Source organism: Cellulomonas sp. JZ18, assembly GCF_009720485.1.
GTDB lineage: Bacteria > Actinomycetota > Actinomycetes > Actinomycetales > Cellulomonadaceae > Cellulomonas.
Map to the genome: position 1 here is coordinate 1,639,678 of NZ_CP045245.1, position 14,482 is coordinate 1,654,159.

General features: G+C 76.0%; 18 protein-coding genes. 10 read left to right on the plus strand and 8 right to left on the minus strand.

The window, feature by feature from the left end:
• Window positions 1-23: 23 nt before the first annotated feature.
• Window positions 24-1,406, minus strand: coding sequence for a dihydrolipoyl dehydrogenase (gene lpdA, locus GC089_RS07490; RefSeq protein WP_155377120.1), 1,383 nt, complete (start codon window positions 1,404-1,406; stop codon window positions 24-26).
• 187 nt (window positions 1,407-1,593) lie between these two features.
• Between lpdA and GC089_RS07495 the strand changes: the two genes are divergently transcribed.
• On the plus strand, window positions 1,594-1,953 hold the full coding sequence (locus GC089_RS07495; RefSeq protein WP_155377122.1) for an oxidoreductase: 360 nt from the start codon (window positions 1,594-1,596) through the stop codon (window positions 1,951-1,953).
• 50 nt (window positions 1,954-2,003) lie between these two features.
• Here GC089_RS07495 and GC089_RS07500 read toward each other — a convergent pair whose 3' ends face one another.
• Complete coding sequence (locus GC089_RS07500; RefSeq protein ID WP_155377123.1) at window positions 2,004-3,482, minus strand: leucyl aminopeptidase; 1,479 nt, start codon at window positions 3,480-3,482, stop codon at window positions 2,004-2,006.
• An 81-nt stretch (window positions 3,483-3,563) separates the two neighbouring features.
• On the opposite strand from GC089_RS07500, the gene GC089_RS07505 reads away from it, so the two are divergent.
• The 4 genes from GC089_RS07505 to GC089_RS07520 are packed head-to-tail and all read left to right on the plus strand — an operon-like array spanning window position 3,564 to window position 5,622.
• The gene (locus GC089_RS07505; RefSeq protein ID WP_155377125.1) at window positions 3,564-3,923 is read left to right on the plus strand and encodes a hypothetical protein; all 360 of its coding nucleotides are present in this window, start codon (window positions 3,564-3,566) and stop codon (window positions 3,921-3,923) included.
• Window positions 3,920-4,351, plus strand: a complete 432-nt coding sequence (locus GC089_RS07510) for a hypothetical protein (RefSeq protein WP_155377139.1) — start codon at window positions 3,920-3,922, stop codon at window positions 4,349-4,351. Before GC089_RS07505 ends, GC089_RS07510 begins: the two co-directional genes overlap by 4 nt.
• Window positions 4,352-4,360: 9 nt before the next feature.
• Window positions 4,361-5,413, plus strand: coding sequence for a quinone-dependent dihydroorotate dehydrogenase (locus tag GC089_RS07515; RefSeq protein ID WP_155377141.1), 1,053 nt, complete (start codon window positions 4,361-4,363; stop codon window positions 5,411-5,413).
• Window positions 5,410-5,622: a hypothetical protein gene (locus GC089_RS07520; RefSeq protein ID WP_155377143.1), complete on the plus strand. Its 213-nt coding sequence runs from the start codon at window positions 5,410-5,412 to the stop codon at window positions 5,620-5,622. Before GC089_RS07515 ends, GC089_RS07520 begins: the two co-directional genes overlap by 4 nt.
• A 28-nt stretch (window positions 5,623-5,650) precedes the next feature.
• On the opposite strand, the gene GC089_RS19635 is transcribed toward GC089_RS07520, so the two are convergent.
• Window positions 5,651-6,139: an aminotransferase class I/II-fold pyridoxal phosphate-dependent enzyme gene (locus GC089_RS19635; protein ID WP_255449060.1), complete on the minus strand. Its 489-nt coding sequence runs from the start codon at window positions 6,137-6,139 to the stop codon at window positions 5,651-5,653.
• Entirely contained in the window at window positions 6,022-7,101 is a 1,080-nt protein-coding gene (locus GC089_RS07525; RefSeq protein ID WP_255449050.1) for a PLP-dependent aminotransferase family protein, read from the minus strand. The genes GC089_RS19635 and GC089_RS07525 overlap by 118 nt, the downstream gene beginning before the upstream one ends.
• Before the next feature lie 61 nt (window positions 7,102-7,162).
• Here GC089_RS07525 and GC089_RS18395 point away from each other — a divergent pair, with 61 nt between their 5' ends.
• Together GC089_RS18395 and GC089_RS07530 are read left to right on the plus strand one after the other, a co-directional pair.
• A complete protein-coding gene (locus tag GC089_RS18395) occupies window positions 7,163-7,306 on the plus strand; it encodes a hypothetical protein (RefSeq protein WP_196250856.1) in 144 nt (47 codons plus the stop codon).
• Complete coding sequence (locus GC089_RS07530; RefSeq protein ID WP_196250857.1) at window positions 7,303-7,965, plus strand: YitT family protein; 663 nt, start codon at window positions 7,303-7,305, stop codon at window positions 7,963-7,965. Before GC089_RS18395 ends, GC089_RS07530 begins: the two co-directional genes overlap by 4 nt.
• Before the next feature lie 68 nt (window positions 7,966-8,033).
• Here the strand turns inward: GC089_RS07530 and GC089_RS07535 are convergent, their stop codons facing one another.
• Window positions 8,034-8,690 carry a DUF3043 domain-containing protein gene (locus tag GC089_RS07535; RefSeq protein WP_196250941.1) on the minus strand — a complete coding sequence of 219 codons (657 nt, stop codon included), beginning with the start codon at window positions 8,688-8,690 and terminating at the stop codon, window positions 8,034-8,036.
• Between GC089_RS07535 and GC089_RS07540 the strand changes: the two genes are divergently transcribed.
• Entirely contained in the window at window positions 8,668-10,074 is a 1,407-nt protein-coding gene (locus GC089_RS07540; RefSeq protein WP_155377148.1) for a dipeptidase, read from the plus strand. The genes GC089_RS07535 and GC089_RS07540 overlap by 23 nt on opposite strands.
• Window positions 10,075-10,157: 83 nt before the next feature.
• Here the strand turns inward: GC089_RS07540 and GC089_RS07545 are convergent, their stop codons facing one another.
• The 3 genes from GC089_RS07545 to nadA form a co-directional block, all read right to left on the minus strand.
• The gene (locus GC089_RS07545; RefSeq protein WP_155377150.1) at window positions 10,158-10,685 is read right to left on the minus strand and encodes a thioesterase family protein; all 528 of its coding nucleotides are present in this window, start codon (window positions 10,683-10,685) and stop codon (window positions 10,158-10,160) included.
• A 70-nt stretch (window positions 10,686-10,755) separates the two neighbouring features.
• Window positions 10,756-11,355, minus strand: coding sequence for a DJ-1/PfpI family protein (locus GC089_RS07550; RefSeq protein WP_155377152.1), 600 nt, complete (start codon window positions 11,353-11,355; stop codon window positions 10,756-10,758).
• A 49-nt stretch (window positions 11,356-11,404) separates the two neighbouring features.
• Window positions 11,405-12,610 carry a quinolinate synthase NadA gene (gene nadA, locus GC089_RS07555; RefSeq protein WP_155377153.1) on the minus strand — a complete coding sequence of 402 codons (1,206 nt, stop codon included), beginning with the start codon at window positions 12,608-12,610 and terminating at the stop codon, window positions 11,405-11,407.
• A 144-nt stretch (window positions 12,611-12,754) separates the two neighbouring features.
• Between nadA and GC089_RS07560 the strand changes: the two genes are divergently transcribed.
• Both GC089_RS07560 and erpA read left to right on the plus strand, forming a co-directional pair.
• The gene (locus GC089_RS07560; RefSeq protein ID WP_196250858.1) at window positions 12,755-13,978 is read left to right on the plus strand and encodes a glycerate kinase; all 1,224 of its coding nucleotides are present in this window, start codon (window positions 12,755-12,757) and stop codon (window positions 13,976-13,978) included.
• A gap of 127 nt (window positions 13,979-14,105) precedes the next feature.
• Entirely contained in the window at window positions 14,106-14,456 is a 351-nt protein-coding gene (gene erpA, locus GC089_RS07565; RefSeq protein ID WP_155377155.1) for an iron-sulfur cluster insertion protein ErpA, read from the plus strand.
• Window positions 14,457-14,482 lie beyond the last annotated feature (26 nt).

Below are 14,482 nucleotides of genomic sequence, written 5' to 3' on the forward strand. Positions count from 1 at the left end.
GCTCGTCTCTCCTTCGAATCAGGTCAGTTGTGGGCGTGCAGCGGCTTGCCGGCCAGGGCCAGGAAGGCCTCGCCGAGCGCCTCGTTCTGCGTCGGGTGGGCGTGCACGAGGGCGGCGACGTCCTCGGGGTACGCCTCCCAGTTCACGATCAGCTGGCCCTCGCCGATGAGCTCGCCGACGCGCGCACCGATCATGTGCACGCCGACGACCGGGCCGTCCTTCTGGCGGACGAGCTTGACGAAGCCCTGCGTGGCGAGGATCTGGCTCTTGCCGTTCCCGCCGAGGTTGTACTCGAGGGTCTCGACGTTCTCGGCGCCGTGCACCTCGATCGCCTTGGCCTCGGTGAGGCCGACGGACGCGACCTCCGGCTCGGAGTACGTCACGCGCGGGATGCCGGACTCGACGATGACCGGCGGGTTCAGCCCCGCGATCTCCTCGGCCACGAAGATGCCCTGCTGGAAGCCGCGGTGCGCGAGCTGCAGGCCCGGGACGATGTCGCCGACCGCGTAGATGTTGGCGACGCCCGTGTGCAGGCGCTCGTCGGTGATGACGAAGCCGCGGTCCATCGTCAGGCCCTGCTCCTCGTAGCCCAGGCCCGAGGTGCTCGGCCCGCGGCCGACGGCCACGAGCAGGAGGTCGGCGTCGAACGTCTTGCCGTCCTCCAGCGTGACGTGCACGCCGTTGTCGTCCTGGGTCACGCCGGAGAAGCGGACGCCGAGGTTGAACTTGATGCCGCGCTTGCGGAACGCGCGCTCGAACGCCTTCGACAGGGCCTCGTCCTCGTTGGGGACGAGGTGGGGGAGCGCCTCGATGATGGTGACGTCGGCGCCGAAGGACTTCCACACGCTCGCGAACTCGGAGCCGATGACACCACCGCCGAGGATGATCGCGGACTTCGGGACGAAGTCGAGCGTGAGCGCCTGGTCCGACGTCATCACGCGGCCGCCGATCTCCAGGCCGGGCAGCGAGCGGGCGTAGGAGCCGGTGCCGAGCACGATGTGCTCACCGGTGAGCGTGCGGTCGCCGACCTGCACGGTGTTCGGGCCGGTGAGCTTGCCCCAGCCCTCGACGACCTCGATCTTGCGCGACTTGATGAGTCCCTGCAGGCCCTTGTAGAGCCGGCCGATCACGGCGTCCTTGTACTTGTTGACGCCGTTCATGTCGATGCGCTCGAGGTGCGTGTGGACGCCGAACGCCTCACCCTCGCGTGCGACGTCCGCGACCTCGGCCGCGTGCAGGAGGGCCTTGGTGGGGATGCACCCCCGGTGGAGGCACGTGCCGCCCACCTTGTCCGCCTCCACCAGGGCGACGGTCTTGCCGAGCTCCGCGGCGCGCAGCGCGGCTGCGTAGCCGCCGCTGCCTCCGCCCAGGACGACGATGTCGAAAGCGGTGCCGGTGTCGGCCACGTGCTACTCCTCGCAGGCTGTGGGATCGGGCTGCCGCCCCATCTTGGCATCCTCCCTGCGTGCGGACGAACCCGCCGCCGACGCGCGTCGTGTGAGTCGGGCGACAGTCGTCCCATGACTCGGCCGGGGTCGGAACGGGTGAAGGGCGTCCAGGTGACGTCCAGCCGCGCTGGGTAGGGTGCCGCGCATGGGCCTGTTCTCCCGTCGTCGCCGCAGCGCGCCCGCGCCCGCCCCGGACGCGGTCCCGGAGAAGCAGGCGCGCGCCGCGACGCTCGCGTACCTGGCCGACTTCGTCGCCACGCGCGTCGGCGTCGAGGCGTACGTCGAGCCGCGCACGAACGTCACGCAGACGACGATCATGCTCGTCGCGACCGACGGGGAGTGGACCCGGCGCAAGGTGCCGGACGAGCGCACGGCCGGTGCCCTCGCCCGCGAGCTCGGCATCCCGGTGTACGACGTGCAGCGCACCGGCTACCCGCAGCGCGTGCGCGACTGGAACGCGCGGCAGCGCATCGAGCGGCAGCGCCGGGCGGCCGAGCGCGGCTGACCGCTCGCGCACCGCCCCGGTGCCGGGCGTGCCCGGCACCGGGCCTCTCGTCAGGCGCGCTGCTCGAGCAGGCGCAGGAGGGTGCGCACGCCGACGCCGGTCCCGCCGACCGGCGTGTAGCCGTACGCGCTGCGCTCGTTGAACGCCGGGCCCGCGATGTCGAGGTGCGCCCACGGCGTGGAGCCGACGAACTCCTGCAGGAAGACGCCGGCGGTGAGCATCCCGCCGAAGCGGTCGCCGATGTTCGCGAGGTCGGCGACCTTCGACTTCAGCCCGGCGCGCAGGTCGGCCGGCAGCGGCATGGGCCAGAACTGCTCGCCCGCGTCCTGCGCGGCGGCGACGACCTCCGCCCGCACGTCGTCGGTGCCCATGACGGCGGAGACCCGGTTGCCGAGCGCGACCATCTGGGCACCGGTGAGCGTGGCGATGTCGATGACGGCGTCCGGCGACTCCTCGACGGCGGCGACGAGCCCGTCCGCCATGACGAGGCGGCCCTCGGCGTCGGTGTTGAGCACCTCGACCGTCTTCCCGCCGCGGATGGTCAGGACGTCGGAGGGGCGCTGGGCCGTGCCGGAGGGCATGTTCTCCGCGAGGCAGAGCCACCCCGTGACGGCGACGGGCAAACCGAGTCGGGCGGCGGCGAGCACGGTGTGCAGGACCGCGGCGGCGCCGGCCATGTCCGACTTCATCGCCTCCATGCCCGCGGCCGGCTTGATGGAGATGCCGCCGGAGTCGAACGTGATGCCCTTGCCGACCAGCGCGACCGTCCCGCGCGCACGCGACGGGGCCCAGGCGACCCGCACGAGCCGGGGCCCGCGCGCCGAGCCCTGGCCGACGCCGACGAGCCCGCCGTAGCCGCCCGCCGCGAGCGCCTTGTCGTCGAGGACCGAGACCTTCAGCCCCCGGATGCCGGCCTCCTTGACCGCGGCCTTCGCCAGGTCGGCGAACGCCGCCGGGTAGAGGTCGTTGGGCGCGGTGTTCACCAGGTCGCGCGTGCCGTGCACGGCGGCGGCGACGACCTCGGCGCGCGCGACGGCCTGCGTCGCGGCCCGGTCCTTGGCGCGGGGCGTGACCACCTGCACGCGCGCGGCGGGCGCGGCGGTCTCGGGGCCGTCGCCGGTGCGGTAGCGCGTGTACGCGTAGGCACCGAGCAGCGCGCCCTCGGCGACGGCGGCCACGTCCTCCACACGCTCGGCGGGCAGCGCGAGCGCGACGGAGCCCGTCCCGGCGAGCTCGCGGGTCGCGGCGCCGGCGGCGCGGCGCAGCGTCTCCGGCCCCAGCCCGTCGACCGGGCCGACGCCGGTGAGGACGAGCACCGCCGCCGCGAGGCCCGTCGCGGGCAGGCGGCGCACCTCGTCCGGCGTGCCGGTCAGCCCCAGCGTGCGCGCGTCGCGCAGCAGGGCCGCCCGCAGGTCGGCCGGCAGCGCGTCGCCGTCGAGCAGCTGCACGGCGCCGTCGCGCGTGCCCGTCGCGACCACGAGGGCGTCGACGGCGAGGCGGGCGGGGTCCTGGCTGGTCAGCGAGATCACGCCCCGATCGTAGACGCCGGTGCGGCGCGTGCGGGTCGTGCCTGCGCGGGCGCCTGCCGGCCGCGGGTACGGTGGGGCACCGTGCTCGCCCCCGTCTCCTGGCTCGTCGCCGCCACGTGCGTCGCGCTCGCCGCGTGGGCGGCCTGGTTCGTCGTCCGGGACCGGGCCGTCGTCCTGCGCCAGCTGTGGGGCGGTGCGGTGGTCGAGGGGCTGCTCGTGGTGCAGGCCCTCGTCGCGGGCGTGCTGCTCGTGACGGGCCGCGGCGACGTCGACGGCGTGCTCTTCTGGGGCTACGTCGCCACGCAGCTCATCGTGCTGCCGATCGCGGCGGCGTGGGCGTTCGCGGAGCGCACGCGGTGGAGCTCGGTCGTCCTGCTCGTGGCCTCGCTGACCGTGGCGTTCCTGCAGTACCGGCTCGTGCAGATCTGGGGTGCGTCGTGAGCGCCCGGACGGGTGCCGGCCCGGGCCGTCTGCTCGTGGCCGTCTACGGCGTGCTCGCGCTCGCCGCGACCGCGCGCGGCCTCTACCAGGTGACGACGAAGCTCGCCGAGGCGCCGCTCGCGTACGTGCTCTCGCTCGTCGCGGGCGTCGTGTACGTCGTGGCCACCGTGGCGCTCGCGACCGACCGGCGCCGGCTCGCCTGGGCGACCGTGCTCGTCGAGGCCGCCGGCGTGCTCGTCGTCGGGACGCTCTCGCTCGTCGACGTCGGAGACTTCCCGGACGAGACGGTGTGGTCCGGCTTCGGTCGGGGCTACGGGTACGTGCCGCTCGTGCTGCCGCTCCTCGGGCTGGTGTGGCTGTGGCGGACCGGACGGGCGCCCGCGGCCCGCGAGGCGGACGCGCCGGACGGCGGGCGCGGCCTCGACTAGGTTGGTCGCGTGTACCGCCTGCTCTTCGACCTCGTCCTGCGCCGTCTGGACCCCGAGCAGGCGCACCGTCTCGCCTTCGGGCTGATCCGTGCCGTCGCGGCCGTGCCCGGGCTGTCCCACGTCGTCCGCGCGGTGCTCGCGCCGCCGCCCGGCGGCGAGATCGAGCTGTGGGGGCGGCGCTTCCCCTCCCGGTTCGGGCTCGCGGCGGGCTTCGACAAGGACGGGCACGGCGTGCGGGGCATGACCATGCTCGGCTTCGGCTTCGTCGAGGTCGGCACGGTGACCGCCGAGCCGCAGCCGGGCAACGAGCGGCCGCGGCTGTGGCGCGTGCTGGAGCGCCGCGCGCTGCGCAACCGGATGGGCTTCAACAACGACGGCTCGGCCGCCGTCGCCGCGCGGCTGCGCCGGCTGCGCGCGACGCCGGGCGGGCGCCGGCTCGTCGTCGGCGTCAACATCGGCAAGACCAAGGTGACGCCCCCCGAGCTCGCGGCGGCCGACTACGCCACGAGCGCGGGCCGGCTCGCGCCCTACGCGGACTACCTCGTGGTCAACGTGTCCTCGCCCAACACGCCGGGCCTGCGCGACCTGCAGGCCGTGGAGGCGCTGCGTCCCGTGCTCGAGGCGACGCGCGTCGCGGCGGACGAGGCGACGACCCGGGCGGGCCGTGCCCCGGTGCCCGTGCTCGTGAAGATCGCCCCGGACCTGTCCGACGAGGACGTCGACGCGGTCGCCGACCTCGTCGCCGAGCTGGGGCTCGACGGCGTCGTCGCCGTCAACACCACGGTCGGGCACGACCTCGGTCCGGGTGGCCTGTCCGGTCCGCCGGTGCTGGCCCGGGGCCTCGACGTCGTCGCGCGGCTGCGCACCCGCCTGGGCGAGGAGGCCGTCGTGGTGGGGGTCGGTGGCATCAGCGGCCCGGCGGACGCGCGGGAGTACGTCGCGGTGGGCGCGACGCTCGTCCAGGGCTACACGGGTCTGGTCTACGAGGGGCCGGGCTACGCGGCGCGCATCGCCCGCGCACTCGCCCCGGCCGCCGTGCACCCGCCGGCGGTGCGCCGATGACGCTGCGTCCCCGCTGGCGCTGGCGCCTGCGCACCGAGGCCGGGGCCGAGGTGGACCGTCCCACCAGCCCGGTGTTCCTGGCGCGGTTCGAGGCCGAGCAGTGGCTCGGCGAGCACTGGCGCGGGCTGGCGGCACAGGGCGTGCGCAGCGTCGTCCTCGAGCACGACGGCGACGAGGCGGGCGCGCCGCTGCGGCTGCCGCCCGTCTGACCCGCCGCAGAGCGGGACCGCTCGCAGCTCAGACGAGCGCGGCGGCCGGGCGCGCCGCACCCCAGGACCCCGACGGGTCGAGGACCGCCCACGCGGCGGCGAGGCCGTCCACCGCCCGGCGCAGCTCGGCCGGCGGACGGGAGAACGGCACCCGCAGGCGGTCCTCGAACGTGCCGTCCACGCCGAACGCCGTCCCCGGCACGATGCGGACGCCGTGCGCGTGCGCGAGCGCGCTCAGCGCGGAGGACACGGGGGCGCCGAGGTCGACCCAGGCGGACAGGCCCCCGGCCGGCACGGGCACGCGCCAGGACGGCAGCCGCTCGCGGAGGGCGCCGAGCAGGACCTCGCGCTGCGCGCGCACGGCGTCGACCCGCGCGGCGAGCACCTCCTCGGCACGGCTCAGGAGCGCGGCCGTGACGAGCTGGTCGAGCACGGACGACCCGATGTCGACGTGCGCGCGCCGCTGCGCGAGCCGGCCGACGAGGTCCGGGTGCGCGCGCACCCAGCCGACGCGCAGGCCGCCCCAGAAGGACTTGGAGGCCGAGCCGACGCACACGACCAGGTCGTCGGCGGGACCGCCCGCGAACGGCGGGGCGGCGGCCCGTCGAGGGTCAGGTCCGTCAGCGTCTCGTCGCCCACGACGACGGTCCGTGTGCGGCGTGCGAGGTCGCGGACGCGGGCGCGCGCCTCGAGGTCCAGGCTCGTGCCGGTGGGGTTGTGGTGGTCCGGCACGAGGTAGACGAGCCGGGGCGAGGTCTGCCGCACGGTCGACGCGAGCAGGTCGACGTCGAGGCCGTGGGCCCCGACCGGCACCGGGACCGGGCGCGCGCCCGCACCGCGCGCCGCGTCGATGGCGTGGGGGTAGGTCGGGTGCTCGACGACGACGCGGTCGCCGGGCCCGGCGAGGGTCGTCATGAGCAGGTGGATCGCCTGCTGGGCGCCCGTCGTGACGAGCACCTGGTCCGGCCGCGTCGGCACGCCGCGCGCCGTGTAGCGGTCCGCGACCGCCTGCCGCAGCGCGGGCAGGCCGAGCGGCAGGTACCCGGTGTGGTCCAGGTGCCGGGGGAGCTGGTCGAGCGCGGCGGCGCAGGCCTCCGCGAGCTGCGGGGGAGCCGTCGGGGCGGCCGCCGAGAGGTCGACGAGCCCGTCGTCCACGGTGCCGAGGGTCGCGGGTGCGCGGTCGCCCGCGCCGGGCGGCAGCGTGGTGACGGTCCCCGAGCCGCGGCGGCTGACGAGGAAGCCCTCGTCCCGCAGCAGGTCGTACGCCGCGGTCACGGTGGTGCGGGAGACGCCGAGCGTGTCCGCGACCTCGCGCTCGCCCGGCAGGCGCGTGCCGAGCGGGAGGGCACCGGTCCGCACGAGCGCGCGCACCCCGTCCGCGAGGGCCTGGTAGGCCGGACCCCTGCCCTCCCACGCCCCGAGCAGGACGCGCAGGCGTGCGCCGCTGACGCGGCGGTCGACGGGAGACGGGGCGGCCACACGGCCACTATCCTCGAAGTGGCTATGGAGGACAAGGCCTCTCGGCCGCCAAGGTCTCACCATGGCCCTGTTCCTCGTCGTCCTCGCCGCCGCCGGGGTCGTCGCCCTCGTCGTCGCGCTCGTGCGCGTCGTGCGGGCCGACGGCCTCGGGCACCGTCCACCGCCGCCCTCGCGGCCCCTACCCCCGGGAGGCACCGCGTGGTGACCACCGACCCCGCCCGTCACCCGCACGCCGTCCGCAGGGGCGTGCAGCTGCTCGGCGGGCTGGTCCTGTACGCGGCGTCCATCGTCATGCTGGTGCGCGCCGAGCTCGGGTCGATGCCCTGGGACGTGCTCTCCCAGGGGGTCGTCCGCGTCACCGGCTGGTCGTTCGGGACGGTGACCGTCGCGCTGTCGTTCCTGGTGTTCGCCTGCTGGGTGCCGCTGCGGCAGCGTCCCGGCATCGGGACCGTCGCGAACGTGGTGGTCATCGGGGCGCTCCTCGACCCGTTCCTCGCGCTCGCCGCCCACCTGCCGGACCCGTTGCCCCTGCCGCTCGCCGTGGGGCTCGTCGTCCTCGGGGTCGTCACGAACGCGCTCGCCACCTCGCTCTACGTGGGGGCGCGGCTGGGGCCGGGGCCGCGGGACGGCCTGATGACCGGCATCGTCGCCCGCACCGGGTGGCCCCTGCGGCTCGTGCGCGGGTCGATCGAGGTCGTCGTCGTGGCCGTCGGGTGGGCCCTCGGTGGCGTCCTCGGGTTCGGGACGCTCGCCTACGCGCTCGCGATCGGGCCCCTCGTGCAGGTGCTGCTGCCGCGGCTCACCGTGCCGGTGCCACGGCCGAGCGGCACGCCCGACGTCCCCGCCGAGCCCGTCGCCCGCTGACACGCCGCGGGCACGGGCCCCGCCGGTGCCCGCCGTGCGGTCAGGAGGGGTGGCTCAGGAGGGGGCGCTCAGGAGGGGTACTGCCCGTGCTTGACCTGCGGCTTCGGCAGACGCGACGGGCGGACCTGGAAGGCGCGCAGGACGGCGTACATGGCCATGCCGCGCGGGACCTCCGCGCTGTCGAACCGCCGGTTCAGCCGGCGCTTGAGCCCCCGCCACAGCAGCCACGCGTCCACGATCATCGCCAGGATGAACACGTAGAGGACGAGCATCGAGACCAGCGCGACGTCCGGGGCGGTCGCGGCCGTGACCATCTGCAGCACGAGGAACACGGCGGCCGTCGGCAGGAAGAACTCGCCGAGGTTCCAGCGCGCGTCCACGTGGTCACGCACGTAGCGGCGCACCGGGCCCCGGTCACGCAGCGGCATGTGGCGCTCGTCGCCCGTGCGCATCGCCTGGTACTCGAGCTCCCGCTGCTCGCGGACCTTCAGCTTGGCCGAGCGGGCGGCGGCGCGACGGTCCTCGGGGACCAGCGGACGGCGGTTGCGCGCCTCCGCCTCCTTGCGGGTGGGCGTCGGACGGCCCTTGCCGGCGCGGACCTCGTCGGTCGGCGGCTTCTCCGGCGTCGTCGCCGGGGCGGTCAGCGGGGGTCCTGCTTGCGTCCGAACACCCGCCCAGGGTAGTCGAGTAGCGTGGCGGGACGTGACGCCCAGCAACGCACCCACCGGTACCCCGTCCCCGCTGCCCGCCGACCGCGTGGCCGCCCTGCGCGCGCGGACCGCCGACCTCTTCGCCGACGTGCGCGCCGACCTCGAGGCGCTCGTCCGCATCCCCAGCGTCTCCAACGCCGAGTTCGACCAGGCGCACGTCGAGGCGTCGGCGTCGGCCGTCGCAGAGCTCCTGCGCGGCGCGGGCCTGCCCGAGGTCCAGGTGCTGCGCGTCGCCCGCGCGGACGGGTCGCCCGGCGCCCCGGCCGTCGTGGCGCGCCGCCCCGCGCCCGCCGGCGCCCCGACCGTCCTGCTCTACGCCCACCACGACGTCCAGCCGCCCGGCGACGCCGACGAGTGGCAGACGCCGCCGTTCGAGCCGACCCAGCGCGGCGAGCGCCTGTTCGGGCGGGGTGCGGCGGACGACAAGGCGGGCGTGATGGCGCACGTCGGCGCGCTGCGCGTGCTCGCGGACGAGCTCGCCGTGGGCGTCACCGTCTTCGTCGAGGGGGAGGAGGAGGTGGGGTCGCCGACGTTCGTCGACTTCCTGCGCACGCACCGCGAGCTGCTGGCCGCCGACGTGATCGTCGTCGCCGACTCGAGCAACTGGAAGGTCGGGGTCCCGGCGCTGACGACGTCGCTGCGCGGCCTCGCCGACCTCGTGGTCGAGGTCGCGGTGCTCGACCACGCGGTGCACTCCGGCATGTTCGGCGGGCCCGTGCTCGACGCGCCGACGCTGCTCGCGCGCCTGCTCGCCACGCTGCACGACGAGCACGGCGACGTGGCGGTCGAGGGCCTCGTGCGGGCCGACGACCCCACCGTCGACATGGACGAGGACGCCCTGCGCGCCGACGCCGGTGTGCTGCCGGGGGTGCGCCTGGCCGGGACGGGCCCCCTCACCGCCCGCCTGTGGACGCGGCCGGCGATCGGCGTCATCGGTATCGACGCACCGCGGGTCGCGAGCGCCTCGAACACGATCACGCCGCGCGCGTCCGCGAAGCTCTCCGTGCGGCTGGCGCCCGGTCAGGACCCGGCCGCCGCGCTCGCCGCGGTGAAGGACCACCTGCTCGCCCACGCGCCGTTCGGCGCGCGGGTGACCGTCCACGACGGCGAGCTCGGGCGCCCGTTCCAGGCGGCCGGCGACTCCACGGCGGCGCGCACCGCGCGGTGGGCGCTGGGGGAGGCGTGGGGGACGCCGTCGGTCGACGTCGGCGTCGGCGGCTCGATCCCGTTCATCAGCGACCTGCTCGACGTCTACCCCGACGCCGCGATCCTGGTCACGGGCGTCGAGGACCCCGACTCGCGCGCGCACGGTGCGAACGAGTCGGTGCACCTCGGGGAGCTCGAGCACGTCGTGCTCGCCGAGGCGCTGCTGCTCGCGGCGCTCGCACCGCGCGCCTGACCCTCGCACCGGACGCCTGACGCCCGGGCCGTCCCCGCCGCGCCGGACCGGAGCCGGCGGGGACGGCGCACCGCGACCGCACGTCAGCGGTGCGCCACGTCCACGGCACGCGCCCACGCCGTCACGTCGGAGGGCAGCTGCGGGCTCTCGCCCTGCGCCGCGTCGAGCAGCGTCACGACGTCCCGCGCAGGGACGCGCGTGCCGTCCCGCGCCAGGAACCGACCGGCCACCCAACCACGGGCCACGTGGTCCTCGCCGCGCGTGAAGACCTGCTCGAGGTACACCACCCGCTCGTCCCAGCCGAGCACCCGCGTCGTGATCGCGAATCGCTGCCGCCAGGTCAGCGACCGGCGGTACTTCACGGTCGAGGCGGCCACCACGGGGTACCAGCCGCGCGACGCGAGCAGCCCGAACGCCCCCAGGTCGGCGAGGTAGTTCGTCCGCGCCACGTCCATCATCTGCAGGTAGACGCCGTTGTTGACGTGCCGGTAGAGGTCGAGGTCGCCCAGGCGCACGCGCAGGTGCGTCACGGACGGCTCGAGCACGTGCCGGCCGGGCACGGGCCGGCGGGGGCGCGCGACGGCGAGCGCGAGCTGCAGCGTGCGGGTCACGGTGCGACGGTACCGGCCGGGCGCTGCGGCCGAGCGGGGGCCGACCCGGCGCGGCGGCCGGCCGGCGGGCTCAGACCGGGGGAGCGGGGTCGTACTGGATGCCGCGCCGCACGCCGCGCGCCACGTCCGCCGACTCGAGCCGCGCGACCAGGTGCAGCGCCATGTCGATCCCCGCGGACACCCCGGCCGACGTCACGACGTCGCCGTCGTCGACGAAGCGCGCCTCGGTGTCCACGAGCACGCTGGGGTCCGCGGCCACGAGCGCGTCCAGGGACGCCCAGTGCGTCGTGGCGGGCCGTCCTGCCAGCACGCCGGCGGCCGCGTACACGAGCGCGCCCGTGCACACGCTCGCCAGCAGCGGCGTCGTCGCCCGCATGCCCCGGACCCACGCGAGGTGCTGCTCGTCGGTCATGAGCGTGCGCGTGCCGGGGCCGCCGGGGTGGACCAGCACGTGCAGCGCGCCGACGTCCTGCGCGCTCGTGCCCGGGACGATGCTCATCCCCTTCGCGCAGCGCACGCCGCCGCCGTCGGGCGAGAACGTGACCACCTCCGGCCGCAGGGCGCTGTGCGCCGCCCACGCCGCGAGGACCTCCCACGGCCCGACGACGTCCAGCTCCTCGGCCCCGTCGAAGACCAGGACGCCGACGCGCAGCGGCCTCTGCGTGCTCATGCGCCTCTCCGTCCTCCCGCTCGCCCGGCGGTCCCGCCGGGCGCCGACGTCAGTGGCCCGGCAGGGCCAGCATCTGGTCGAGCGCGACGCGTGCCCAGTGCGCGTCGTCGGCGTCGACGACGATGCGGTTCGGCACCCGACCCGCGACGAGCTCCTCGAGCGACCACACCAGGTGCGGCAGGTCGATCCGGTTCATGGTGGAGCAGAAGCACACCGTCGAGTCGAGGTAGTGCACCGACAGCTCGGGGTGCGCCTGCGCGAGGCGGCGCACCAGGTTGAGCTCCGTGCCGATCGCCCACGACGAGCCGGGCGCGGCGGCGTCGAGGCCCTTGATGATGTACTCCGTCGAGCCCACCATGTCGGCGGCCGTGACGACCTCGTGCCGGCACTCCGGGTGGACCAGCACCGTGACGTCGGGCACCGCGGCCCGCACGTCCTCGACGTTGCGCGCCGAGAAGCGCCCGTGCACCGAGCAGTGCCCCCGCCACAGGATCATGCGCGCGTCACGCAGCTGCTGCGCCGTCAGGCCGCCGCCCGGCTTGCGCGGGTCGTAGACGACGCAGTCGTCCAGCGAGAGCCCCAGCTGCAGGACGGCGGTGTTGCGTCCCAGGTGCTGGTCGGGCATGAACAGCACCTTGCCGCGGCCGGCGACGCCCCCGACCCGCTCGAACGCCCAGCGCAGGGCCACGTGCGCGTTCGACGACGTGCACACCGTCCCGCCGTGCCGACCCGTGAACGCCTTGATGGCGGCCGTCGAGTTCATGTACGTCACCGGCACCGTGTCGTCCGCGACACCGGCGTCGACCAGCACGTCCCACGCGTCCTCGACCTGGTCGATCGCGGCCATGTCGGCCATGGAGCAGCCCGCGGCGAGGTCCGGCAGGACGACCTGCTGGGAGTCGGCGGTGAGGATGTCGGCGGACTCGGCCATGAAGTGCACGCCGCAGAAGACGACGAACTCGGCGTCGGGACGCGCCGCCGCCTCCCGCGCGAGCTTGAACGAGTCACCCGTGACGTCCGCGAACGCGATGACCTCGTCGCGCTGGTAGTGGTGGCCGAGCACGAACGCCCGCTCGCCGAGCGCGGCACGCGCGACGCGGGCCCGCTCCACGAGGGTCGGGTCGCTCGGGTCCGGCAGCGCGCCCGCGCACTCGACGCCCCGCTCCGAGGCGAGGTCGGCGCCTCGTCCCAGCAGCAGCAGCGCGGACGGAGCAGGCTCGGCGAACGTCCCGGTCGTGGGCAGGGTGAGGCTCACGGCGCGATGATCCCACACGCGTCACGCCCGGGCGCAGGGCCGTCCGTCCCGTCCGGACGCGGGCGCTGCGCGGGCCTCGCCCGGGTCCTCGGCGCGTGTGCGTCGACGTGACCGGGCGGCCCCCGGCCGTGCCACCATCGCCCGGTGCGCGTGCTCCTCGCCCCCGACTGCTTCGGCACCGCCCTGACGGCGGCGCAGGCCGCGGACGCCCTCGCGGCCGGCTGGCGGGGCGGGGCCCCGCACGACGAGGTCACCACCTGCCCGATGGCCGACGGGGGTCCGGGCTTCGTCGCCACGCTGCGCACGAGCCTCGGGGGCGACGTCGACGCGGTCACGGTCACCGGTCCGCTCGGCGACCGCGTGCCGGCCGCGGTGCTCCGCCTCGGCACGACGGCGTACGTGGAGTCGGCCCACGCGCTCGGGCTCGACCTGGTGCCGCCCGCGCGGCGCGACCCGACGCGCACGACGAGCGCCGGCGCGGGCGTCCTGCTCGCGGCCGCCCTCGCCGGCGGGGCGCGGCGGGTCGTCGTGGGCCTGGGCGGCTCGGCCACCAACGACGCCGGTGCCGGTCTGCTGGCCGAGCTGGCGGACACGCTGCTCGGGGAGGGGGCGGTCGGCACCGCGGGGGCCGTCCTGCGCCGCGGCGGGGGTGCGCTGCACGACGTGCGCGAGCAGGACCTGCGGTGGCTGCCCGCGCTGCGCGACGCCCTGCGGGACGTCGACCTGGTCGCCGCCGTCGACGTCGACGTCCCGCTGCTCGGTCTGCAGGGGGCGTCCGCCGGGTTCGCACCGCAGAAGGGGGCGACGCCCGAGCAGGCGCAGGACCTCGAACGGGCCCTCGGGGTCTTCGCGCACGCGGCGGCGGCAGCGCTCGGACCGGACCCGGTCCGCCGCGACCTGCTCGCACCGCCGGCGGCACGGCCTGGCGCACGGCCGGGCGCACGGTCGGGCGCCTCGCGCTGGACGGCTCTGCCGGGGGCGGGGGCCGCGGGCGGGGTGGGGTTCGCGCTCGCGCTGCTCGGCGGCCGCCTCGTCCCCGGCGCCTCCCTCGTCGCGGACGCGCTCGGGCTGCCGGACCGGATCGCCGCCCACGACCTGGTGGTCACCGGGGAGGGGCGCACGGACTGGCAGTCGCTGCACGGCAAGGTCGTGGCCGAGGTCGCCGCGCGGGCCCTCCCGCTCGCCGTGCCGACCGTGGTGGTCGCCGGCGAGGTGCTGGTCGGCCGGCGCGAGCTGTCCGCGGCGGGCGTCGCGGCGGCGTACGCGGTGGCCGACGGCGCCGAGCAGGTGGCGGCCGCGCTGGCCGACCCGGCCGGCACGCTGGCTGCCCGGGCCGCCCGGGTCGCCCGGACGTGGTCGCCGGCCTGACCGTCGGCGCGCTGCGACACAGGTCACCGCCGTGCGCGGTGCGGCGGGCGTACGCTGGGCGGGAACAACGGCCCGGTCGGCGGTGTTGCGACCGTCGAGGACCGTCTCTGGCTGAACCGGGAGTGACATGAGCGAGACCACGCAGACCGCGACCCACGGCGTCCAACTCACGGACGTGGCGGCCGACAAGGTGCGCGCCCTGCTCGAGCAGGAGGGTCGTGACGACCTGCGCCTGCGCGTGGCGGTGCAGCCCGGCGGGTGCTCCGGCCTGATCTACCAGCTGTACTTCGACGAGCGCCTGCTCGACGGCGACGCGACGCGCGACTTCGACGGCGTCGAGGTCGTGGTCGACCGCATGAGCGTGCCGTACCTCGAGGGCGCCACGATCGACTTCGCGGACACGATCGAGAAGCAGGGCTTCACGATCGACAACCCGAACGCGGGCAGCTCCTGCGCCTGCGGTGGCTCGTTCGCCTGAGCCCCTGCGCCCTGCCCCACGGGCCC

Excerpts from the sequence above, each read along its gene's own strand:
- GC089_RS07495 (WP_155377122.1), top strand. The coding sequence starts at position 1,594 with ATGGGCCTGTTCTCCCGTCGTCGCCGCAGCGCGCCCGCGCCCGCCCCG.
- GC089_RS07520 (WP_155377143.1), top strand. The coding sequence starts at position 5,410 with ATGACGCTGCGTCCCCGCTGGCGCTGGCGCCTGCGCACCGAGGCCGGG.
- GC089_RS18395 (WP_196250856.1), top strand. The coding sequence starts at position 7,163 with ATGGCCCTGTTCCTCGTCGTCCTCGCCGCCGCCGGGGTCGTCGCCCTC.
- GC089_RS07550 (WP_155377152.1), bottom strand. The coding sequence starts at position 11,355 with ATGAGCACGCAGAGGCCGCTGCGCGTCGGCGTCCTGGTCTTCGACGGG.
- erpA (WP_155377155.1), top strand. The coding sequence starts at position 14,106 with ATGAGCGAGACCACGCAGACCGCGACCCACGGCGTCCAACTCACGGAC.